This is a genomic window from Bacillus sp. P4_E1 (assembly GCF_056401715.1).
The window spans coordinates 95846-117662 of the sequence record NZ_JBFUIV010000015.1; the positions used below are offsets into that span (position 1 = coordinate 95846).

At 36.9% G+C, this 21817-nt stretch carries 20 protein-coding genes; 4 read left to right on the plus strand and 16 right to left on the minus strand.

Annotation, left to right across the window (positions count from 1 at the left end; genetic code table 11):
- Positions 1-39 precede the first annotated feature (39 nt).
- Positions 40-789, plus strand: a complete 750-nt coding sequence (locus AC1DS7_RS20345) for a (S)-benzoin forming benzil reductase (protein WP_002128461.1) — start codon at positions 40-42, stop codon at positions 787-789.
- 35 nt (positions 790-824) lie between these two features.
- On the opposite strand, the gene AC1DS7_RS20350 is transcribed toward AC1DS7_RS20345, so the two are convergent.
- The 6 genes from AC1DS7_RS20350 to AC1DS7_RS20375 form a co-directional block, all read right to left on the minus strand.
- Positions 825-1658 (minus strand): GNAT family N-acetyltransferase, encoded by an 834-nt coding sequence (locus tag AC1DS7_RS20350; protein WP_197236425.1) that lies wholly within the window; start codon positions 1656-1658, stop codon positions 825-827.
- 66 nt (positions 1659-1724) lie between these two features.
- Positions 1725-3233: an argininosuccinate lyase gene (argH, locus tag AC1DS7_RS20355; RefSeq protein ID WP_476999171.1), complete on the minus strand. Its 1509-nt coding sequence runs from the start codon at positions 3231-3233 to the stop codon at positions 1725-1727.
- A 101-nt stretch (positions 3234-3334) separates the two neighbouring features.
- Positions 3335-4444, minus strand: coding sequence for a serine hydrolase (locus AC1DS7_RS20360; RefSeq protein ID WP_002128464.1), 1110 nt, complete (start codon positions 4442-4444; stop codon positions 3335-3337).
- Between the two features lie 117 nt (positions 4445-4561).
- Entirely contained in the window at positions 4562-5494 is a 933-nt protein-coding gene (locus AC1DS7_RS20365) for a nucleoside hydrolase (RefSeq protein ID WP_033708028.1), read from the minus strand.
- Between the two features lie 134 nt (positions 5495-5628).
- Complete coding sequence (gene panF, locus AC1DS7_RS20370) at positions 5629-7062, minus strand: sodium/pantothenate symporter (protein WP_078203402.1); 1434 nt, start codon at positions 7060-7062, stop codon at positions 5629-5631.
- A 3-nt stretch (positions 7063-7065) separates the two neighbouring features.
- Positions 7066-7344, minus strand: coding sequence for a YhdT family protein (locus tag AC1DS7_RS20375; RefSeq protein ID WP_002014357.1), 279 nt, complete (start codon positions 7342-7344; stop codon positions 7066-7068).
- A gap of 272 nt (positions 7345-7616) precedes the next feature.
- On the opposite strand from AC1DS7_RS20375, the gene dhaS reads away from it, so the two are divergent.
- Positions 7617-9101 (plus strand): aldehyde dehydrogenase DhaS, encoded by a 1485-nt coding sequence (gene dhaS / locus AC1DS7_RS20380; protein WP_002014355.1) that lies wholly within the window; start codon positions 7617-7619, stop codon positions 9099-9101.
- A 50-nt stretch (positions 9102-9151) separates the two neighbouring features.
- Here the strand turns inward: dhaS and fabG are convergent, their stop codons facing one another.
- Positions 9152-9892: a 3-oxoacyl-ACP reductase FabG gene (gene fabG / locus AC1DS7_RS20385; protein WP_002014354.1), complete on the minus strand. Its 741-nt coding sequence runs from the start codon at positions 9890-9892 to the stop codon at positions 9152-9154.
- Between the two features lie 133 nt (positions 9893-10025).
- Between fabG and AC1DS7_RS20390 the strand changes: the two genes are divergently transcribed.
- Positions 10026-10175 carry a YfhD family protein gene (locus AC1DS7_RS20390; RefSeq protein ID WP_002066466.1) on the plus strand — a complete coding sequence of 50 codons (150 nt, stop codon included), beginning with the start codon at positions 10026-10028 and terminating at the stop codon, positions 10173-10175.
- A gap of 74 nt (positions 10176-10249) precedes the next feature.
- Here the strand turns inward: AC1DS7_RS20390 and AC1DS7_RS20395 are convergent, their stop codons facing one another.
- The 8 genes from AC1DS7_RS20395 to AC1DS7_RS20430 form a co-directional block, all read right to left on the minus strand.
- Positions 10250-12103 (minus strand): terpene cyclase/mutase family protein, encoded by a 1854-nt coding sequence (locus tag AC1DS7_RS20395; RefSeq protein ID WP_016100858.1) that lies wholly within the window; start codon positions 12101-12103, stop codon positions 10250-10252.
- Positions 12104-12205: 102 nt separating this feature from the next.
- Positions 12206-12631 carry a divergent PAP2 family protein gene (locus AC1DS7_RS20400; RefSeq protein WP_000447809.1) on the minus strand — a complete coding sequence of 142 codons (426 nt, stop codon included), beginning with the start codon at positions 12629-12631 and terminating at the stop codon, positions 12206-12208.
- An 80-nt stretch (positions 12632-12711) separates the two neighbouring features.
- A complete protein-coding gene (rarD, locus tag AC1DS7_RS20405) occupies positions 12712-13653 on the minus strand; it encodes an EamA family transporter RarD (RefSeq protein ID WP_002014350.1) in 942 nt (313 codons plus the stop codon).
- Positions 13654-13758: 105 nt separating this feature from the next.
- A complete protein-coding gene (locus AC1DS7_RS20410) occupies positions 13759-14007 on the minus strand; it encodes a DUF1294 domain-containing protein (protein WP_000871335.1) in 249 nt (82 codons plus the stop codon).
- A gap of 73 nt (positions 14008-14080) precedes the next feature.
- Complete coding sequence (locus tag AC1DS7_RS20415; RefSeq protein WP_002014348.1) at positions 14081-14215, minus strand: hypothetical protein; 135 nt, start codon at positions 14213-14215, stop codon at positions 14081-14083.
- Between the two features lie 57 nt (positions 14216-14272).
- Positions 14273-17635 carry a tubulin-like doman-containing protein gene (locus AC1DS7_RS20420; RefSeq protein ID WP_002087746.1) on the minus strand — a complete coding sequence of 1121 codons (3363 nt, stop codon included), beginning with the start codon at positions 17633-17635 and terminating at the stop codon, positions 14273-14275.
- Between the two features lie 83 nt (positions 17636-17718).
- Positions 17719-19815: a vWA domain-containing protein gene (locus AC1DS7_RS20425; protein WP_215588408.1), complete on the minus strand. Its 2097-nt coding sequence runs from the start codon at positions 19813-19815 to the stop codon at positions 17719-17721.
- Between the two features lie 274 nt (positions 19816-20089).
- Complete coding sequence (locus AC1DS7_RS20430; protein WP_002033583.1) at positions 20090-20425, minus strand: hypothetical protein; 336 nt, start codon at positions 20423-20425, stop codon at positions 20090-20092.
- 137 nt (positions 20426-20562) lie between these two features.
- Here AC1DS7_RS20430 and AC1DS7_RS20435 point away from each other — a divergent pair, with 137 nt between their 5' ends.
- Positions 20563-20952 carry a hypothetical protein gene (locus AC1DS7_RS20435; RefSeq protein ID WP_215588409.1) on the plus strand — a complete coding sequence of 130 codons (390 nt, stop codon included), beginning with the start codon at positions 20563-20565 and terminating at the stop codon, positions 20950-20952.
- A 38-nt stretch (positions 20953-20990) separates the two neighbouring features.
- On the opposite strand, the gene AC1DS7_RS20440 is transcribed toward AC1DS7_RS20435, so the two are convergent.
- Entirely contained in the window at positions 20991-21710 is a 720-nt protein-coding gene (locus AC1DS7_RS20440; protein WP_215588410.1) for a class I SAM-dependent methyltransferase, read from the minus strand.
- Positions 21711-21817: the final 107 nt, after the last annotated feature.

Here is a 21817-nt window from a genome sequence, read left to right on the forward strand (position 1 = left end):
AACAAAATTCCACATATATGGAGAGGAGTTTACTATACTATGCGCTACGTTATCGTAACAGGAACTTCACAAGGTTTAGGTGAGGCAATCGCCGTGCAATTGTTAGAAGAAAATACAACCGTTATCTCTATTTCTAGGAGAGAAAATAAACAGCTTGCAAAACTCGCAGAGCAAAACGACAGCAATTATATTTTCCATTCCATAGATCTTCAAGATGTACATAATTTAGAAACTCATTTTAACGAAGTCTTTTCATCTATTCAAAAAGACAATGTCTCATCGATTCATTTAATTAATAATGCAGGAACACTTGCACCAATGAAACCTATTGAAAAGTCAGAAAGTGAACAATTCATTACGAACGTTCATATTAATTTAATCGCACCAATGATTCTTACTTCCACTTTCATGAAACATACGAAAGACTGGAAAGTAGAAAAACGCATTATAAATATTTCATCTGGAGCAGGAAAAAATCCTTATTTCGGATGGGGAGCTTATTGTACAACGAAAGCCGGTGTAAATATGTTTACACAGTGCGTAGCTACTGAAGAAGTGGAGAAAGAATATCCTGTAAAAACTGTCGCTTTCGCACCCGGTGTTGTTGATACAAATATGCAAGCACAAATTCGTGAAACAAATAAGGAAGACTTTATTAACTTAGATCGATTCACCGCATTAAAAGAAGAAGGAAAGCTGCTGTCACCTGAATATGTTGCGAAAGCTATTCGTAACTTACTAGAAACTGAGAATTTCCCGCAGGGTGAAGTAATTCGAATTGATGAATAACAAAGAGGCACGCTATAATAGCGTGCCTTTTCATTCTATTTCTCTAAAAATATAAGTACAGACTCCATAATCTTCTCATAACCAATTTCTTGATAAATTTTATTTGATGTCGGATTTGCCAGGTCCGTATATAATGTCGTTGTTTTGTAGCCTTCATCTAACATACGTTGACTAAGTGCAGCGACACAACTAGATGCGTACCCTTTTTTCCGAGCTTCTTTCGGTGTATATACAAAATTAACTGTTATATTGTTTGTAGTCGGTCTCGTTTTTGCAGCTACAGAAACAATCTTCCCGTCTACTTCTAAAACAAATAGACAACGATTAGTAATTAATGTATGAGCAGTTTGTTTCGCTTCTTCTTTCGTAGTAGGAAGCTTCACATCTTCGCAAAATTGATATATCCACTGCTCTATTAATGTTAGCTCATCACTACTTACTTCTCGAAAGATTCCATCTCCGTTCCACTTTTTCTTTACTTGTTTTAATTCATATATACCTTGCTCCATTGCAACATTAGTTTTCTTATTCTCTAACACTGCAATCTCTTCCGCTAATTTCTGTACGATTTTTTTATTACCAATCAATCCAGGAATATGTGGATATACTTTCGTTAACTCTTTTGCAAGTTCCTTAATAGCTACTGCCGAAATCTCAGACGTAGCAACAATTATTTGTTTCTTTTCTTCTGTTTGAAGAAATACAGCTGCAATTTCTTCCTCTTGTTTTGCTACTCCTATAAATATCGGTTCTTGGACCATTTGTAATACACCTAATATGAGATTATTTTCCTGCTCATTCTTCTCTAAAAATGGTTTAACCTCTTCTGTAAAATTAAGAATCTCTTCATATACATGTAGTTGAATCATCGACAATCTCTTCTCTCTATTTATAGTTTCATTAAGTATTGGCGATTAATTCATTAAATCCTTCTTTTACGATTTAATAATGTTCGAAGCTAACGTATTCAAATCATTTTCAGCTTGTAAAATTCTTTGTTTTTCCTTTTTAAATACCTCTTCTTCTTTTTGAAATGACTCTTTTCGATTTTTAATCATACGCTCAATCTCTTTTTTACTCGGTCCACCATATACATTTCTTTTTTGAATAAAAGCTTCTGGTGATATAATTTCTTTCCACTCTTCTTCTAATAAATTTACTTTCAAATTTTCTTGTAAGTATACATTTATCTCTTTGAAATTTAATTCATGTAACTCCTTTTTCTGCTCCAATGACATATTCGCAATCGCACTTGCTGCATGATGTGCATGCCGAAATGGTATTTCATAGTTTTTCGTTAAAACATCTGCGAAATCTGTAATCGTAATCGCTTGTTTATATGAACGACTTTTTAACGTTTCCTCTTCTACTTTCATCGTTCGAATAACTGCGTTCATCATACAAAAAACACGAATCGCCTTTTCGATTCCTTTATATAAATACGGCTGCAAGTCATCCTCCGTATCGACAATATCGCCAAATGGTGTATTATGAATCATTTGAAATACAGTAAATGCTTCCCCTAAAGCACTACTCGTAATAGCACGGGCATGTTCTATTGAAACAGGATTTCGTTTTTGCGGCATAATACTACTTATTTGCACATATGGCTTCGCTACAGTAATCCCATCATATTCTTTCGTCGCTAATAGTAAAAAATCATGAATCCATCTACTCGTATTCGTCATAATAACCATTAGTAACGAGCTAACTTCTAATAAATAATCTGCTCCAGCAACAGCATCATATGAGTTCTCAATTACATTTGTAAACCCAAGTAACTGTGCCACTCGTTTTCTCTTAATTGGGAAGCTTGTTGTAGAAAGCGCAGCTGCCCCCATTGGAGAATGATTTAAAAGATGATACGCTTTTTTCATTCTTTCTAAATCTCGTTGCATCGTATCATAAATTGCCAAAATATAATGACCAAATGTTGTCGGCTGCGCCGGTTGTGTATGTGTATACGCCGGCATAATTGTTTCCATATGTTCACCGGCGAGCTCCAGCATACTTTCTTGCAGCAATAAATGATGTTCCATTAACCGCAATACAAATTGCCGTAAACTCATGCGATACATCGTTACACCCATATCATTTCTACTTCTACCGATATGCATATTACTTACAAATTCACACTTTGCTTCTTGAGAAAGCAAATGTTCAACTAAGAAAAAAAGATCTTCATGTTGCTCTGTATATAGCAACTTCTCCTTTGGAATCCCCTCTACTTTTTTAAGTGCGATTAATATAACTTTCGCTTCTTCTCTTTTCATTAACTTCTCTTCAGTTAACATAGTAATATGTGCCCTATGCACTTGAAACATATCTTTTAATAAATAATTACGCTGAAAATTAAATACGTGCTGTAATACACAATCTACATATGTTTTCCCAGGGAAATCAGCGCCTTCATTCTTAATAAACTCTTCTTTACTCTGTTTCATCACCTTTTCCCCTTTCGCCTAAGTGTTACTACCCATCATACCCAAGGATGGTGAAAAAGTGCTTGTACATAAAAATAAACTCGGCGCTCATAGCACCGAGTTTATTTAATAAAAGTCGCATCATACTTATCACTTTGCAACACTTGAAAGTGTAGATTTGCTAAATGTTTACGTATTTCAGCACTGTCATCTTCATTTAAATTATTTGCCAAGAAAACAATTTCTGTACAGTTTCCGCGTTTATCCATTGCATAAACTGCTTTTGTTACCGTCCATGGTGTATAACCATTCTTTTGTCCAGCATGTCTGAATGTTTTACGATATTTCTTTGCGCTCATATCTGTTTCAACGATATTCGCCCACACTTTTTCTTCCGCTTCTGTAAGACCACCTTGATGATTTGCCTTTTGAAGCAGTACCATATAATCGTTAGCGGAAGCAGCCGGCAATCTATCCGACCAAATTTTGTCGTAACGTTCCTCTAAATACAGAGGAATTTCCTTCTGTAATAATGGCCCCTTCTTTTTTAAGCGTTCATGAATAATCATAGCATATTCACGATATTGCTCTTGAGACATTTCTTTTAACTTTTTCTCTATTTTATATTTTGGAACATGTAATTCTTTATGCAAATATCCCGGAATGTATAAAGATGAAACAATCGGAAATAGCGGTTGATGTGCAGGAAGTGCTAAACTTTGTAAATTCCGATTAATATTGTCTAATCCTAATACCTCCATTAAATATTCAGTATTTGCATTAGAACTAAACTTAACCATTCCTTTTGCAACTTCTTCTAAAGAAACCGCTCCTTCAGTTATCTTTTCTTTTTTTTGCAAATAATTTTGCCATCTATCTTGTGCACCACCATCTGTACCCGGCACATAATAACGATTCACATCATTAATTGAAACGAAACTAGACGGATCGATTTTCCCCTCTGTAACTTGTTTCGTATATTCAAGCGCCACAATTAACTTCATCGTACTAGCAACTGGCAATACAACATCCGGATTTACAGAATACACGACTTTATCATTTCTTTTTATTAAAAGTGCACTATTCTTTTCATCTTTATGTTCTTCAATAAAGGATGCTATGTACTGCGCATCATCATTATTTGAACTCCACACTTTTTTCACTAAAAAGTTACCTGATATCAGCAAAACAAAAATACCCACAATCACTGCGCATACTATAGTTTTTTTCAAGTAAAATTCCTCTCCTATTGTGTAACTCTTCTCTATTTATCTCTTAAAAACAAAATAATGGAGATGATTATTTAAACAATCATCTCCATTATTTTAACTTGTATGCTACTATTATGTCTACGTCATAATTTTCACAAAATCCTCTAGAAACTTTTTATAATGTAAAGACCAGCCAATTTTAACCCAATTTTTCAACGCTTTTGCTTCAGGTTGCGGGCGAAAATCAGCGATACTTTCCCCTTTCGCAACTCCAACCGTATCTACATCAACACGACGATACACGTAATCTAAAAGAGATGGATTTGCCGCTACCATCATCGTTACTACATCATGCACTGGGCTCCCTGTTATTTTAGGATTCAGATTTTTATAAGCTTTATAATAATAATCGAAAATCGGTTCTATTAATTTCTTGAAATTCGTTTTAGAATGTTTCGTAATGTATTTCACCATCTCCGGTGTAATAATCGCTTCTGATGTAACGTTAAGCGGTATTAATGTCACATTTTTCGCATTTTGCATAACTAATTGTGATGCAATTGGGTCACCATGAAAATTGGCTTCCGCGACCGGTGTAACATTTCCGGGCATTAAAAAAGCTCCGCCCATTATATAATATTCTTTCACATACTTCATCATTGGTTTTTCTAAAATAAATGCCGTCGCTAATGTTGTTGATCTGCCGGCATCAACAATGATTAGTTCTCCTTTATATTTTTCAATGATATCGAAAAATGCACAAAAAGGTTTAATATTGGGAGAAAAAGTTTTAGGAGGCTTAATAGGTCCCAAACCGTCTACCCCATGAATTTCCGGATAATATGTTACAAAATCCCCAGATAAAGGAATTTTCGCTCCATTAATAACAGGTATATCTTCCCGGCCCGCCATTTGCAATAAATACGCCGCATTACTCGTCGCCTTTTCCTGCGTTACATTCCCATATCCTGTTACTACTCCAACAATCTCAATATCAGGATGCAATAATCCATACATAATTGCTAAAGAGTCATCAATTCCTGGGTCTCCTAAAAATAATATTTTTTTCATAGACCTCAACTCCATCCCATCAATTGTTATTACTTTATGAATACATGACGGAATACAGAATGAAAAAGATAAATTTTGTATAAACAAAAAACGTAGGAACTTCATATTAGAAGTTCCTACGTTTTTCTATATTTTTATGCTACTTTTTTCATCGTAACCATACTACCAATTATATAAGAGATAAATGCAAAGCAAATCGGGAAAACAACTGTATGTATACCGAATGGATTAGGGTAGCAAAGGTGAATAAACATATAGGAACCTACTCCAACTAAAATAGATGCGAGAGCTCCAGTTGCATTTCCTTTTTTCCAATATAAACCTAACACAATCGGCCAAATGAACGCTGCTTCTAAACCACCGAAAGAAAATAAATTTAACCAAATTAAAAAGTCTGGTGGCTTAATAGCGGCAGCATATACGAGTAATCCTACGATACCAGTAATCAATAGGCTACCTTTCTTTATCGTACTATCCGCGGCATCTTTATTTATGTAGTTCACATATATATCTTTAATAATTGACGAACTTACAAGTAATAATAATGAGTTCACAGTAGACATTATCGCTGCCATTGGTGCAGCTAAGAAAACTCCAGCTAACCAAGGTGGCAACACTTCCATTGCGAGTAGCGGCATTACTTTATCTGGTACCGTTATGCCTGGAAGGACTACTCTTGCAAACACACCTGTTAAATGCATACCAATCATAATTGTACCGACGACAACCGTTCCAATGATTAATGCTTGGTGCATAGCTTTTGAATTTTTATAAGACATAGCACGCACACTAATTTGCGGTAATCCAACGACACCAATCCCAATTAAAATCCAAAATGATGTGACATATGATTTCGTTAAACTTCCATCCGCTCCGAACGGTGTTATTAGATTCGGATTAATTTGAATAAGTTCCTGCATAATCTTTTCAACTCCGCCACCAGCAATGACAGTAGCAATTAAAATGATTGTTGTTCCGACTAACATAATGATTCCTAATAACGTATCTGATAAAGCGACTGCACGAAATCCACCAATTAACACATACACAAGTACAGAAAATGTAAATAAAAATAGTGCCGTTGTGTAGGAAAGTCCTGTTAGCGACTCAATTAATCGTCCGCCGCCAACCCACTGGGCTACTGTTGCTGAGAACAAAAAGATTATAATACATAACGCAGAAAGAACAACTACCGATTTATTATTGTATCTGCCCTTTAAATAATCAATAAGCGTAATTGCTTCCATCTTTCTAGCGATAATAGCAAACTTTTTACCAATAACCGTTAAAACGATATATCCTGTTACAACTTGAATCGCTGATAACAGCACCCATCCAAGACCCATATTGTAAGCAATACCAGGCCCGCCGATAAAGCTACTTGCACTACCGTACGTAGCAATCATCGTCATAGCTAATAATAAGCCACCAAGTTCACGCCCACCAAGAAAATATTCTTGTAAAAATTTATTATTAGCGGTTGCTTGTACACGTCTTGATGCATATACACCAATTAAAAACACAACGATAAAAGAAATTATCATTGGGATTATTACATACCAATTCATCTATCATTCCTCACTTTTTTCTTCCTCATCGAGTGAAATATCTTGAAATAAAAAACGAACAACTAAAATAAGCAAAATAACCATTACGATAAATCCAACGATACAGCTATAAAAAAACCATGCTGGAAAACCTAATACATATGTATATTCACTTGGATCCTTACTTCCAAGCCCATAAGCAAATCCATACCATATTATAAAATTAATAATAGCTAATCCAAGACCAATTAACGCTTCTCTATGGGCAACTCGAAAGCGCGGATCATCATGATAATTCTTCATTTTCCCCCTCCTCTCACGATGTATAATTGTACCACTGTTTTTCTAGTTTTTCCTACTAGAAAACAAAAACGCGCAGGATTTTTTGTAATTATATAGAATACAATGTTTCATTACATATTTTTTACAATTGTAACGAAAATGAAATTTGAATTTTCAGCATTTTTTATTTATGATTTTAAGTAGAGGCTTTTCATCTAGTTCCCACATCCTTGATTTCGGAATAAACGCCGTCTCGTACTGCGTTTAAATTATATTTTCAAGGGGGTTATACAATGAGTCAACTAGCTGTAAATCTTCATGAAAAGGTAGAGAAATTTCTTCAAGGCACAAAGAAACTATATGTGAACGGAGCGTTCATTGAAAGCGCTTCCGGAAAAACATTTAAAACGCCTAACCCAGCAACTGGTGAAACACTCGCTATCGTTGCTGAAGCTGGTCGCGAAGACATTCATAAAGCTGTGGTAGCTGCTCGAATGGCTTTCGATGAAGGTCCTTGGTCACGCATGAGCACTGCTGAACGCAGCCGTCTTATGTACAAGCTCGCTGATTTAATGGAAGAGCATAAAGAAGAGCTGGCACAGCTCGAAACGTTAGATAACGGAAAGCCAATCCGTGAAACAATGGCGGCAGACATACCACTTGCAATTGAGCATATGCGCTATTATGCTGGCTGGGCGACGAAAATTGTTGGTCAAACAATTCCTGTTTCCGGTGATTACTTTAACTATACACGCCATGAGGCTGTTGGTGTCGTCGGTCAAATTATCCCTTGGAACTTCCCACTTCTTATGGCAATGTGGAAAATGGGAGCTGCGCTTGCTACAGGATGTACAATCGTTTTAAAACCTGCAGAACAAACTCCACTATCCGCTCTATACTTAGCTGAATTAATTGAAGAAGCTGGATTCCCGAAAGGTGTTATTAATATCGTTCCTGGATTCGGTGAATCAGCTGGACAAGCACTTGTTAATCATCCACTCGTTGATAAAATTGCATTTACTGGTTCTACTCCAGTCGGTAAACAAATTATGCGACAAGCATCTGAATCATTGAAACGTGTTACTTTAGAGCTTGGCGGTAAATCACCGAACATTATTTTACCAGACGCCGACTTATCTCGCGCGATTCCTGGTGCACTTTCTGGTGTTATGTTTAACCAAGGACAAGTATGCTCTGCTGGATCACGCTTATTTATTCCAAAGAAAATGTATGATAATGTCATGGCTGATCTCGTCCTCTATTCTAAAAAACTAAATCAAGGCGCTGGTCTTAACCCTGAAACAACAATCGGTCCTCTCGTTTCCGAAGAACAACAAAAACGTGTAATGAGCTACATTGAAAAAGGGATTGAAGAAGGCGCTGAAGTACTTTGTGGAGGAAGTAATCCATTCGATCAAGGCTACTTCGTTTCTCCTACAGTATTCGCTGACGTAAATGACGAAATGACGATCGCAAAAGAAGAAATTTTCGGTCCAGTTATTTCTGCAATACCTTTTAACGATATTGATGAAGTAATTGAACGTGCAAATAAATCACAATTCGGCTTAGCGGCTGGTGTGTGGACAGAAAATGTTAAAACAGCACACTATGTTGCAAGTAAAGTACGTGCTGGTACTGTATGGGTAAACTGTTATAACGTCTTTGATGCAGCATCTCCATTTGGAGGATTTAAACAATCCGGTCTTGGCCGCGAAATGGGATCTTACGCGCTGAACAACTATACAGAAGTGAAGAGCGTTTGGATTAACTTAAATTAACGAGAAAGAACCTGACCTACTCGGTCAGGTTCTTTTCATTATGTATTCATTTACACTTGCAACCCACCGCTCACATTTAATACCTCTCCTGTAATGTAAGACGCATACTCTGATGCTAAAAAGGCAGCTGCGTTTGCAATATCTTCCGGCGTTCCGATTCTTCCAACTGGAATCGCTCCAACCATTTTCTCTTTTACTTTATCCGGTATTGTTTTTGTCATATCAGTATCCATAAACCCTGGACAAATCGCATTACACGTAATACCAAAACTTCCAACCTCTTTCGCTGCTGTTTTTGTTAAGCCTACAACCCCTGCTTTTGTAGCCGCATAATTTGCTTGTCCAATGTTTCCTTCCCTACTAATAGAAGAAATATTAATAATCCGTCCATACTGTTGTTGTCTCATATAAAGAAGTGCTGGCTGCATACAATAAAAAACGCCAGTTAAGTTCACTTGTAATACTTGTTCCCAAGCAGACTTCTCCATCTTATGTAACATTGCATCTTTTGTAATCCCAGCGTTATTCACTAAAATATGTAATGTACCAAATTTTTGCACCGCATATTCAATTAACGACTTCGCTTCATTTTGATTACTCACATCACATCGATATAAACTCACATCATACCCTTCATCTGATAATTCACGTGTCGTTTCTTGTAGCTTCTCTTCATTTACATCACTAATTAATACTTTGGCCCCTAGTTTTGCAAAAACTCGTGCGATTTCTTTTCCAATCCCCTGCGCAGCACCCGTTACAACAGCTGTTTTCCCATTCAACAATTCCATCTCTATCCCCCATTTCTATTAGTTATATTGTATATTTCGGCTCTATGCTTTCCAAATCCTCTTTGTATAAAAAAGTCTATTTGTGTCAAACTAACTTTGCAACGCCGCATAAAACACAAGGAGATTGTGTCGAATGAAAAAAAAGAATGTAAATCGAAACAAAGCTGCCGATGGCATTGATGTTGAGTTCGCTCGCGAACTCGCTGACCACAATGACTTAGAAGCAAACGCACGTGCAAATGCCGCTGATGCACGTCAAAAACGCCAATCAACAGAAAAATAAGGAACTACAACGTTCCTTATTCTTTTCAACAGGGACCTACTACCCATCAAAATAAACCGAGAGTATCTCTCGGTTTATTTTCTATATTTCTTTACGTAGTGCGCTAAAGCAAGTAACGGATATATATGCCCATAACTATGATAGCGAATATAAAAGCCCCCCGGTAACCCTGTACCAGTAGGATATTTTTCATTCATAGTAGACTGCGCGAGCAAATATGTAATTCCTTTTCGAATAATCGGTGTTTCTTGATCGTAGTAAGAAATGAGTGCATCAAGTGCCCACGCTGTTTGTGACGGCGTACTAAAAGGTAAAGAAATAAATTTTTTCTCTACACTACTTTGACAGGATTCTCCCCACCCTCCGTCTTCATGCTGCAAATGTTCGAGCCATGAAGCTGCTTTTTTCAATGATGGATGAGTAGAAGGCACTCCTAATGCACGTAAGCCTGTCATCGTTGCCCATGTCCCATATATATAACATATCCCCCATTTTCCATACCATGATCCATTCTGTTCCTGTACATCCATTAACCATTTGATAGCTTTCTTTTTTTGCTCTTCAAGCAATTCATTCGGTGCATACGTTCCGAATAATTCTAACACCCTACCTGTAATATCTGGTGTGGACGGATCGGTTATCATATCACTCGCATTTTCAATCGGCAAATTCGATAGTAACTTGCTCGTTACCCCTCGTTCAAAAGCTCCCCAGCCTCCATCATTGTTTTGCAATCCTTTTACCCATTCCACACCTCTTCCCCACGCATCATCTACTCTATCATTCCCTCTACTTCGCGCTAACGCTCTAAGGGCAGCTGTAGTATCGTCTATATCAGGGATCGTCGTATTAACATCTGAAAATCCCCAACCGCCAGCTACAAGTGATGATGCATGTACGCTCCAATCTACCTTTTTAGTTTGTTGTTTTTGCAATAAATACTCCGTCGCCCTTTGAATCATCTTATTTTCATTTGTAACTTTAGCTTCTTGCAATGAATAGCTAAGTAAAGCGGTATCCCATACGGTAGAAGGAGAATTTTGCAAATGACTTCCTCTGTCCATCTTCCATATATAAGATTTTAATCCTGTCACAGCTTTCTCAATAATTGGAGACTGAATAGAGTGCCCTAATGCAAGCAAAGCATAAATCATATAAAACGTAGCACTGGCGTAACTATATAATGTTCCATTTTCATCTATACGCTCCTTCATAAAGCGCTCTACTTCTTCGTATCCTTTATGATGTAACGATAATGGATAAGATATTACCTTTTTCACATCACCTAAAAACGATTGAATCAGCGGAGACCGCTCCTCTCGAAACCATTGCCCACCCCCGCCTGCAATATGATTTAAATTTGGCAATAACTTTTTCTCTACACGGAATCTCTTATTCATACAAATCATCATCGGAATTAAATGTATACGCGCTGAGCTGCTTAGCCCAAATATACTGAGGGGCGAGTCATCTTGTAAAAATAAGATTGGCGTTGGAAAGTGAAAAAGCGCAGGAAATTCATATTCTCCATGAATCGCTAATAAAAATTTCGTCATAAAATGAGCACGAGAAACTCCCCCGTGTTCCTTAATAAACATTTCAGCTCGCCTCATATTCATATCTTCTTTCGAATATTTTTCCGAAGCAAGTAAAGCAGCATATGCTTGAATCGTCGCGGATAAATTCCCTCCCTTTTCATCTTCGTATAATTTCCAAGTCCCTTCATTTGTTTGAAGAGATACTAACCTTTTCACAAACGGTTCTATTTCGTCATTTCGCCCTAATAATTTGAGTAAAAAAATCATGTGACAATCCGTTAGCAAAGCTCCTTCAAAACAAAATTGCCACGTTCCGTCTTGCCTTTGCATCGTTTGAAGTGCAGTCGTTCTCCGCTCTATCTCCTCATGCACTTTGTCATATAGTAGCACACCGCTCACCCACCCTTTCTAAGTCCGTATACGATATTCGAAAACTCATCTAAATATGTATGAAAACAAAGAAAAGCAGAACGTGCATTACACACATTCTGCTTACAAACAATACCCAACCCCGACAACAATTCCTAATAGTGCACCAACAACAACTTGATACGGTGTATGTCCAACGAGCTCATTTAACTTTTTATATTCTGTTTGTCTACCATGAAAAAAATCATTCAATATTTTCGCTTGCTTACTTACCGCAAGCCTTACTCCTGAAGCATCGTACATAACAATAATGGCAAAAATAGCGGCAACCGCAAATATTGGACTCTCCACACCTTCCACCACTCCGACACCTGTAGCAAGTGCAGTAACAGTCGAAGCATGCGAACTTGGCATTCCACCTGAAGCAAAGAACTTAGCAAAATCAAACTCGCCTGTTTTTATTAATTTAAAAACGACTTTCGTTAACTGTGCTAAAAACCAAGAAATTATAGCTGCTATAAGTGGATCATTATGTAAAATTGTTTCCATGTTTTTCAGCTCCTCACTGACTATAATGGAATTTCTATATAATATAAGTATAAAGAAAAATGCGTAGAAAATACTACGCATTATGATACTTTTGCTGATTTATTTTTAATAAATTTTGGTTGCTTCTGTAGTAGAAACTTTGTTTTCGCCATTGAAAAGACAAATAAAGCAATCCATATACAGAAAAACGCAATCATATGAGTAGATGTGAAATGTTCACCAAAAACGAACACACCTAAAATTAAACTAATAGTCGGCGCGATGTATTGTAAAAATCCTATCATATAGAGCGGAATAAGTTGTGCTCCTTTAGCAAAATAAAAGAGTGGTAACGCTGTAACAATACCTGCCCCTATTAAAAGAAACGTTGATATTGCCGAAATAGAACCGAACGAACCAAAGCCATGAACTCCTGTCATAAACAAATATATAAGTGCAAATGGCGTCACTAACATCGTTTCCATCGTAAGCCCAATTGTTGCATCATAATTTAATAATTTTTTCGTTAATCCATATAATCCAAATGAAAAAGCAAGTGAAAGAGAAACCCATGGAATTGATCCGAAACGTATCGTTAAAATAACAACGCCCAATCCAGCTAAACCAACCGCAACATATTGCCAAAAATTAAGCTTCTCTTTTAAAACAACTGTACCAAGTAAAATACTTATAAGTGGATTAATATAATACCCAAGACTTGCTTCGATTACATGGTTATGATTTACGGCCCATATGTATACAAACCAGTTTCCACTAATAAGTACCGAAGCAATTGTTAATGACATTAATAATTTAGGTCGTTTAAAAAGGGCCACTAACTCCCCACCAAACTGACGAAACCTCTTCGTTACTCCTAAAACTAACAACATAAAAACAAATGCCCAAACGATGCGATGCGCTAATATTTCATCTGCCGGTACTTCCTCCACCCATTTCCAATAAATCGGAAGGACTCCCCACATCGTATACGCACCTGCTGCATATATAATCCCCTGCTTTTGCTCTGCTGTTTGACTCCCCATCTTCCTTTTTCTCCTCTTCTCTTTTTTTCTTCATTATAAAGTCTCACATGCTTACTTTACCAATATTCAATCTGCATTTCTTTCGACATTCCTCTTGCAAATCCTTTATATGTATAAAAACACTCCTACTGTTATAATAACGAGCACTGGAATACCGAAGACAAATTTACTTTTATGTGTCTTATGATGAAACATATACATACCAATCCAAGCTCCAACCGCTCCTCCAGCTGCAGCTGATAAAAACAACGTACTTTCTGGCGTTCTCCACTGCTTTTTCTTTGCTTTTCGCTTATCAAGCCCCATCATACTAAATGCTATAACGTTAATAATAATAAAGTATATCCATTTCATCTTATTCTCTCCCTTAAAAAATTCGCTTTATTGTAACACGAAAAAACCACACAGGCGAGTAGCCTGCATGGTTTTATAATTCAGTCTCTTGATTTTCTTGTTCTTTCTGTTCTTCCATTTGTTGTTCAGCGATTTCCGCTGAAATCATTCCATAATAAATTTCTGGATATAATCCAAATATTTGATATACACTTCCTAAAAATGGCATCGGAATCCCTCATTTCTAAAGTTGTATTGTCATTCTTAAGGATTCCCTTTTCACTCATTATACATTCGTTTTTGGCACTTCTTCTTCATCGGGAACATGTAATATATTTTGCCATTTTTTATAGGGCGCACTATTTGGATCCACATACCCTTTCGCATACGAACGATCCCACAATTGTTTCATAAACATCTCTTTCTCTTTCTTCGCAACCATATCTGCACCTGTTCCGTAATAGTTTTGGAAATACAGCTCAATTTCATCAAGGAATAGCCTTAACAAATCGTCAGATGTTTCTTCTAACGTCGGGTCATATTTTGCCTCACGGTCATACATTAAAATCATATCTAAAATATTATGAACATGCTCTTTACGGAGCCATCTTATATCTTGAGCGCCTAATACAAATGCATGTGTATATAAATGTCCACCTTGTATCATTGCCTTTTCTTGTTCTTCTTCAAATCGTGACAAGATGTTTTCATAAATAAACGGATTATGAAGCAATGCTCTGTGCAACTTATAACTTTCACTTGAAATATTTTTCCCCATCGACTGAATTAAAAAGCTACGGCCAACACCATTATATTGATACACGAATTGTCCATCAACAGCAACTAAGCTAATCCAGCGATACATATACGCGTATAGAAGAGCACGATTACATTTGTCGTAATCTAACTTCGTTTGCGTTGCATTCAAGTCTGGCATAAAGGCTGGTAAGTGCCAATATTTATCTAAATGCGGCGTCAAACTAGATTTTTTACTATTTAATTTGTTCACGCGGCGATAATACGATTGAAAATAATCACCTTTATCGTTCATAAAACCATTCGCAATATGTCCAGATGAAAGCTTAGGAAAATCTTGTAGCGATAATCCGTAATGAGCACGATAACAAATCACTTCAAATGGTGAAAACGCCTCGTTTACCGTATCTTTTTCTTTAAACATTTCTTGCAATAACTCTTCTTGCAATTCTTGTTTTAAAGATGGATGTACGCCCCAATATTGTAATTCTCTATGATGAGAAACTTTCGGAACGAACGGACTTGCTAAATGGAAAAGATCTTCAATTTTTTCACGAACGTATTCATCACGATCACGCTTCTTGAAATCTGCTTCTTTTCGCAATGCTTCAACGATATTAAGCTCTAATTTGTCACGATAGCGCACTTGAAGTTCGTCATAACAATAACTCAATATATGTTCACGATAGAAGTCTTCCACCTTTTTCGACTGAATTTCTTCGGCTTTCGCATCACGACAATATTCCCCGTACAAGCTCATATAAATTTCGGACGATATATCTTTCGGTAATACACCTAAATTTAAATGTTGCTGCATATCTTGCCAAATCTTTTCTTGCAATTTCTCTTCAGCTAATACGTATACATTCGTCGGGTTCGTTTTCCCCTCAAATTCCTTGCTTCGCTTTTGGATTTCAAACAATAAATTTTCACGTGTTTCGTATAAATTATCAAAGAATCTTTCCCAATATTGAATCATTTTATCAACTGCTTGGTATAGCGATTGATACACGAGTTCTAACAACATTTCTTTACGATACTCACTTAATTTGTGTACGTACTGCGTTACAATATCTTCAAATTCTTTTTTAAACAAACGCTGCTGATTATTAATCATTTTTCCAAACCAGCCTTGTTGCTGCGCAATTTCAACGCGGCGAACAGCCGTTACAGTTCCATCAATATTACTCACATTAAATTTCTTATCGTAGTTTTGAATTAAATTACGCTTTTGTTCATTATTTTCATGTAGTCGATTCATCTTCTCTACTAACTGCTTACGAATTTCATACAGCATAAAACGTGCTGCAACTGGATGAACTGGATCCGTTTTCTTTAAAAACCATGTATTTAATTGGTAAGACTGTCCTTCTGAGCCACTCGGTGTAAAGCGGTCTGATTCGATCATGTCATATAAAAGGGTAGTAACATGCTCATGTACACGGCTCGGAATGGCATAAGCATATAAACGAACCGCATGATCAACTCTCGCTACTTCCCCCTTCATTTGTTCCATCATTTTAAGCTTCGCAGCCGATATTTTGCACTCATGCTGCAGGCGGTTTAATTCCTCATCTTTTTGCACTGTACGGTGTACGTAACTCTCTACAGCATCTAAAAACAATTTTGATTTTGCAACACCGAGCTTACCACCCTCTGCCCCTTCACGTGTTTCATGGTACATTTGTCTATAAAAAATATGAGCTTGTTCTGGCCGAGTAGCAAGATGCTCTAAGTCTTCTAAATAACTTTTCCCGCGCTCTGGCTTTTCACGCTGCATACCACGTTTGACATCTTGGTCGTATCTTTGCTTTTTTTCTTGAAACAGTTGATCTAAATGAAGCCAAGATTCATCTAAACCTTGCACCGCCCATTTTAAAGCACAGTATTTCAAAACGTGCTCATACGGATAAATAAGTTTTGCCGTTCCTGCTCCGCAATATCTCCCTTTCCCACTCGATTCTGCCAATTGCTGAATTTGATTATCTTCTTGTGCAAAATGATTTGCAGACATTGGACTAAATAACTGTAAATAAATCGTATTTGCCATTTGCTCCATATAATCCGATAAATTGTGCAAATGGTGCCCATGTAAATTTTCATAATCATATAAGAAACAATAATTGTACGGTAAATGATGCTGCTTTATCGTATGGTTTGTTCTTCCGTCCTCATCCACTTGATCAGGACGATATTCTAATTCAATCGTTACGCCGCCTCGTTTTGATAATTCACCAGTCGATCCAAGCGTAATAGCGTGCAACTCTTTTAACGATGCATAACCATTCGCTTGCACAGTTTCAAACTCTTTCGCACTAACCGTTCTCGTCTTAACTAAAACATCTGGCATTAAAAACGCACCGCGAATTAAAATGTTATGATGCTGCAATTTCTTCCGGAGCATCTCACGCAAATATAATGCGATTTGTAAAAACATCCCTGAGCCTGTTCCGCCAGCTAGTGATGTTACAATAATGACACGTACACCATATTCGGTCTGATCACTTGTAACTGGAAAAATCTTCTCGATTTCTTGCCAAAACGATGTGAGTTTATCTTCTTTCATCGCAGCACGTAACGCTAACCGTGAAATGACGCGTAACTGTCCAGCCCCTTCTGTTAACGGTTTATCAAGTATAGTCGGGTCCATCGGAAACCACTCTGGAATCGTTGGATCTCCTGCAATATACTCTCTCGGTGTTTTACTCGAGCTCGTTTGCGTCTTAAACTTCCGAATATGATCAAATTTACTCAATGTATTCACATCTGTATCAAATACATGCATCGCTACCTTTTTACGACGCTCCTCAGGTAATCTTTCATATATTTGATGTGTGACAGTACTACCGATTCCACCTAAGCCAATTAAAATTGTTGGAACTTGTAATGTCATGTGAACCACCTTCCTATTCTTGCTTGTTTGAAAAGAAGAATAAAGAGAGCCGGGCCTCCTCCGCCCCTCTTACACCCTATCTACTATTCACATTCGTACCGGTAAATCTCCTTACCATATCCTCTATCAATTACTAAAAGTTCATTTGGATACAACGTCTTATGCTCCATTCCTACCTCTTCCTCTGTTATAAACATCCCATCAATAATCATCCCAACCACTTGCGATTCTTTCGCTACAAATATAGATTTCGATCCTTTTTTCGCTATTAATGTTACAGATTGCACAGTCTTTCTTTCTGCTCGGAATGGAATGCCAAAATAGTGCTTCCACCATTTATTTTTAAGTAACTCTGGTTCAGATTGATAAAGCCAATCTTTCGCTACTTCTTGATCCCATTCGTAATATAGTAATGCTTTCCTATGAAATCTCGGACGAACAATCCATCCTAAAATAATAATTCCTACTATTAAAAGTAATAAAGTAATAGGAATTACAAATTTAAAAACGAGCGCATACTTCTCAAAAAACGGCGCATTTTCAATGTGCAGTACGATCTTTTCCTTTACTTCTTGTAATGTTGAATCATTGATCGTGATGGTAGCCTCTACGGTGCCGGTATCTGTAAAATTGAATGTGTCGGAGTAATAAGGTCGAGGATAAACATAAACTTGACTACCATGCTGTTTTAATTCATAGTTGATCGATTGATTCGATGTGACACCAGTAGATTTTAATAGTTTCTTTACAGCCTCTTCTGTCATCGGTTTACCATTTAACTGGGGCTGTAAAATAAATGGTTTACTATTTTCTAAATTTGTTACCTTTTCTTCATAATCTTTCGTAACAGCTTGAAGTGTTAATTTTGGTTTTTCAGCTGGTTCAATCTTGAATTCTTTCGTCTGTCTATAAAATCCCTTTATATTCATATGGACTTTCCCGCGTACTAACTCTTTACCAACCTTTGTCTCGTAATAAAACACATGTCTTTTATCATCCCACTTCATCGGATACTGCTTTCCGTCTATTTCTACTTCTGCTTCGAAATAAGAAGTTTGAATTGGTAATTCAGTAGGTTTCGCTTCAATAACAGCTGTCACACCTTCATACATTTTCTCAACATTTTTTCTATCTTTATCATCTTTGTCGTACGTAGAAACAGTATAATTAAGCGCTGGTTCAACAAGTACTTGTAATCCCTCTTTCTCAATGTCCTGATCCACTTCTATCGTATATGTCCCTGGCTTAATCACTTCCTGGTTCGCTGTACTTACATGCACTATATTTCCGAATAATTTAGCTTCTCCTGGTGCATGTATAGAAAAAGAAGACTGCAATTGTAACGGTTTGGAAAGTTGCATAACTTTATAATTAGACAAAGAAGGTGATTGTCGTACAAGCGTCATACGCTTTAATGGAAACGGTGTTGTAATCTCTACTTTTTTCCCTACTATTTTCGTTTTGACAATCGACTCAACAGAAGAAAATGGATCACGATTTGCAACTAATGCTGCCACTTGATTCACACTTTGTACAATACCATCCTCACCGCTAGACGGCATGACAACTCCATTCATTTCTTTTTTCCAAATCTCTTTAAACGTATTTAACTGCAGCTTCTCTTGCTGCCCTAAATCCTCTTCCATCGTGATTAAGACTGGGTGTAAAGAGATCTTTTTAGAATCCATCTCTTTCTTAAACTGTGCTAACTTCTGTGTAATTTGTTCTTTTCCGCCAATCTTATCTTTCTCCAAATCATTAAATGCCCCGTCAGTTAATACAATAAGCCAAAATTCACGTTTCCCATCTATATCTGCTTCCTTTTTTATAGATTGCATCGCCGTTTCTACTGCGCTAAATGGAGTATTTAAATATGTTTTCCACGCCCCAATCCCCTCAATTTCTGTTTGCCTTTGATCCTTTGTTAATGAAATGTTTAATGGGGCATCCGGCTTACTCATTGGAACGTAAGAAAATTTATCTTTCTCATCTAATAGCGCAACTAAACTTTGCAAGGCGTAATTGGCATACTTCCAGCGATCGTTATTTCTCATGCTGCCCGAATCATCATATACAAGTGAAACGACCCTTTCCTTTGCCTCCTCTCCTTTTGCAAAAACTGAAAAAGGTAAACATATAAATAGAAACAGCATGAACGTGGCACAAATTCGAATTTTCATGATGAGGCTTCGCCACCTTTGTAGACAAATTCCTATGTTTAAATTTATGAGAGGAAACAAGATATATGACTTGTATTTTAGGACAACAGTTCACAGCAATTACATTATGTAAACAAAAATGAACTACTCCCATATTTTATTTCGAATTTTTTCCTTATTATATATCTGAAATAACACATAGATTTCATACTTTTCCCGCTATAAATTCCACCATTAAAGTTTGATTTTCTTTTCAATACAAGAAATAAAGAGCACGCTATAATTAGCGCACTCTTTACTTCTTCACATATACTTCAACAATCGGATTTTCCTTTTGATCTGCATGTAAACGTATATTCTCTTCACCCGTATTATAAATGCTAGCTACCAGCATAACTGTTAACAAATTAGGGATTTTCCCGTCACTTCCATATTTTCGTTCAAGAGCTTCTGTATACTCGAAATCCAAATCACCCTGCACATATGTATACACTTCAAAACCATCTTTCAAATTACATACGACCGTATCAATAATATCCGCCCCTACTTGTTTCTTCATTTCACCTCGCAGTGCTTCTATTAATTCCTCCCAAGGAACTTCGTACGTCTGAAATTGGTCTGTAGATTTCATTTCTCTTCCTCCTCGTTATGTATCCTGTTCGTATATTTCCCCTTTCGTATAACAATTATGATAGATAGGTCATTCGTACAAGCCGCACTTGTCCTGCTTACATATCGTATTACGGTAATACGGAAGGAGGAAAGAACATGCATAGACAAAAATGTTATAATACATGCCAACGTTATTTCGGAAAAGTTGTTCGAATTGAAGATCGTGATGGTCATATCCATTTAGGAAAAATAATAGACGTGACAAATGATTCTGTTTGGATTGAACCAATGCAACAGCGTTCATCTTTTGATACAGGATTTGGATACCATGGCGCATATTCAAATGGCGGATGTGATATTTGCGGCGGTCTTAGCAGATGTGATAACTGTGGATTTGGATGTGGTGGTGGATTCGATGGTGGATTCGGTGGCTGCGGATGTGGCCGTCGTGGTTGCGGCGGTTGTGGCTTTGGCGGTGGCTGGGGCCTTGAACTCGGATTTGGCTTTATTTTTGGAATTACTTTGGCTGCATTATTTTTCATCTAACATAGTAAAGAGTTGACTATCTTTAGCCAACTCTTTTTCTATTTTTCACATATAAAAATCCGATGCCCTAAAATATGTTGATACATAAGCAGTACTTGTTCGTGTTGCACCCACGCCTCATACAATTCTTCCGGAATAAACGGTGATACATTCCACTCTGGCTCTTCCACATGTCCTGCAACTGTTTCTGCAATAGTTCCGCCACCGGCAATTGTAATTCTTTTAAAATTTGCTGCTTGAAATAAATGAATCCACTCATTCTCAGTTAATAATTCTTTCATACCGTATAACTGTCCAATCTTTTCCTCCTCTTTCTTCTCAATATGTTTTTCGGTAATCATTTCAATGACAACAAGTCTCCCATCCTTTTGTAATACACGATAACATTCCGAAATAACCTTTTCTTTATTTGTAAAAGCGAGTATAGATTCTCCAAGTACAAGCTCAAAAGAATCATTTAAACACGGTAACCCTTCTACATCGCCTTGAATCAATTGTATATTTAAACCATCAAACAACCATCTATCTTTCGCTTTTTGAATCATAATTTCATTCTTTTCAACCGCTGTCACTTTATAACCCAATTCTTTTGTCATATACGCCGCTGTTTTCCCCGTGCCGCAACCTATCTCAAGAACATTTGCTCCGTGTCTAAGTGGCAATTGAGATAGTAATTGCTTTGTTAACGTAAAACCACCAGGATGAGCACTCCCTATTCCGTAATAAGCTAAAAAATCAATGTACGAATTTCTTTTCATGGGATTCTCCTTCATTTTTCTATAATACTTATATTCATTCATAAAAAAGTGGTGCAAAAAAAAACATTTCCAAAGTGCTTTACTACACCTTAGAAATGCTTTTATTT

Coding starts and splice junctions, on each gene's coding strand:
- AC1DS7_RS20345 (WP_002128461.1), top strand. CDS start 40: ATGCGCTACGTTATCGTAACAGGAACTTCACAAGGTTTAGGTGAGGCA.
- AC1DS7_RS20350 (WP_197236425.1), bottom strand. CDS start 1,658: ATGATTCAACTACATGTATATGAAGAGATTCTTAATTTTACAGAAGAG.
- argH (WP_476999171.1), bottom strand. CDS start 3,233: ATGAAACAGAGTAAAGAAGAGTTTATTAAGAATGAAGGCGCTGATTTC.
- AC1DS7_RS20365 (WP_033708028.1), bottom strand. CDS start 5,494: ATGAAAAAAATATTATTTTTAGGAGACCCAGGAATTGATGACTCTTTA.
- panF (WP_078203402.1), bottom strand. CDS start 7,062: ATGAATTGGTATGTAATAATCCCAATGATAATTTCTTTTATCGTTGTG.
- AC1DS7_RS20375 (WP_002014357.1), bottom strand. CDS start 7,344: ATGAAGAATTATCATGATGATCCGCGCTTTCGAGTTGCCCATAGAGAA.
- dhaS (WP_002014355.1), top strand. CDS start 7,617: ATGAGTCAACTAGCTGTAAATCTTCATGAAAAGGTAGAGAAATTTCTT.
- fabG (WP_002014354.1), bottom strand. CDS start 9,892: ATGGAATTGTTGAATGGGAAAACAGCTGTTGTAACGGGTGCTGCGCAG.
- AC1DS7_RS20390 (WP_002066466.1), top strand. CDS start 10,026: ATGAAAAAAAAGAATGTAAATCGAAACAAAGCTGCCGATGGCATTGAT.
- AC1DS7_RS20400 (WP_000447809.1), bottom strand. CDS start 12,631: ATGGAAACAATTTTACATAATGATCCACTTATAGCAGCTATAATTTCT.
- rarD (WP_002014350.1), bottom strand. CDS start 13,653: ATGGGGAGTCAAACAGCAGAGCAAAAGCAGGGGATTATATATGCAGCA.
- AC1DS7_RS20410 (WP_000871335.1), bottom strand. CDS start 14,007: ATGAAATGGATATACTTTATTATTATTAACGTTATAGCATTTAGTATG.
- AC1DS7_RS20415 (WP_002014348.1), bottom strand. CDS start 14,215: ATGCCATTTTTAGGAAGTGTATATCAAATATTTGGATTATATCCAGAA.
- AC1DS7_RS20420 (WP_002087746.1), bottom strand. CDS start 17,635: ATGACATTACAAGTTCCAACAATTTTAATTGGCTTAGGTGGAATCGGT.
- AC1DS7_RS20425 (WP_215588408.1), bottom strand. CDS start 19,815: ATGAAAATTCGAATTTGTGCCACGTTCATGCTGTTTCTATTTATATGT.
- AC1DS7_RS20430 (WP_002033583.1), bottom strand. CDS start 20,425: ATGAAATCTACAGACCAATTTCAGACGTACGAAGTTCCTTGGGAGGAA.
- AC1DS7_RS20435 (WP_215588409.1), top strand. CDS start 20,563: ATGCATAGACAAAAATGTTATAATACATGCCAACGTTATTTCGGAAAA.
- AC1DS7_RS20440 (WP_215588410.1), bottom strand. CDS start 21,710: ATGAAAAGAAATTCGTACATTGATTTTTTAGCTTATTACGGAATAGGG.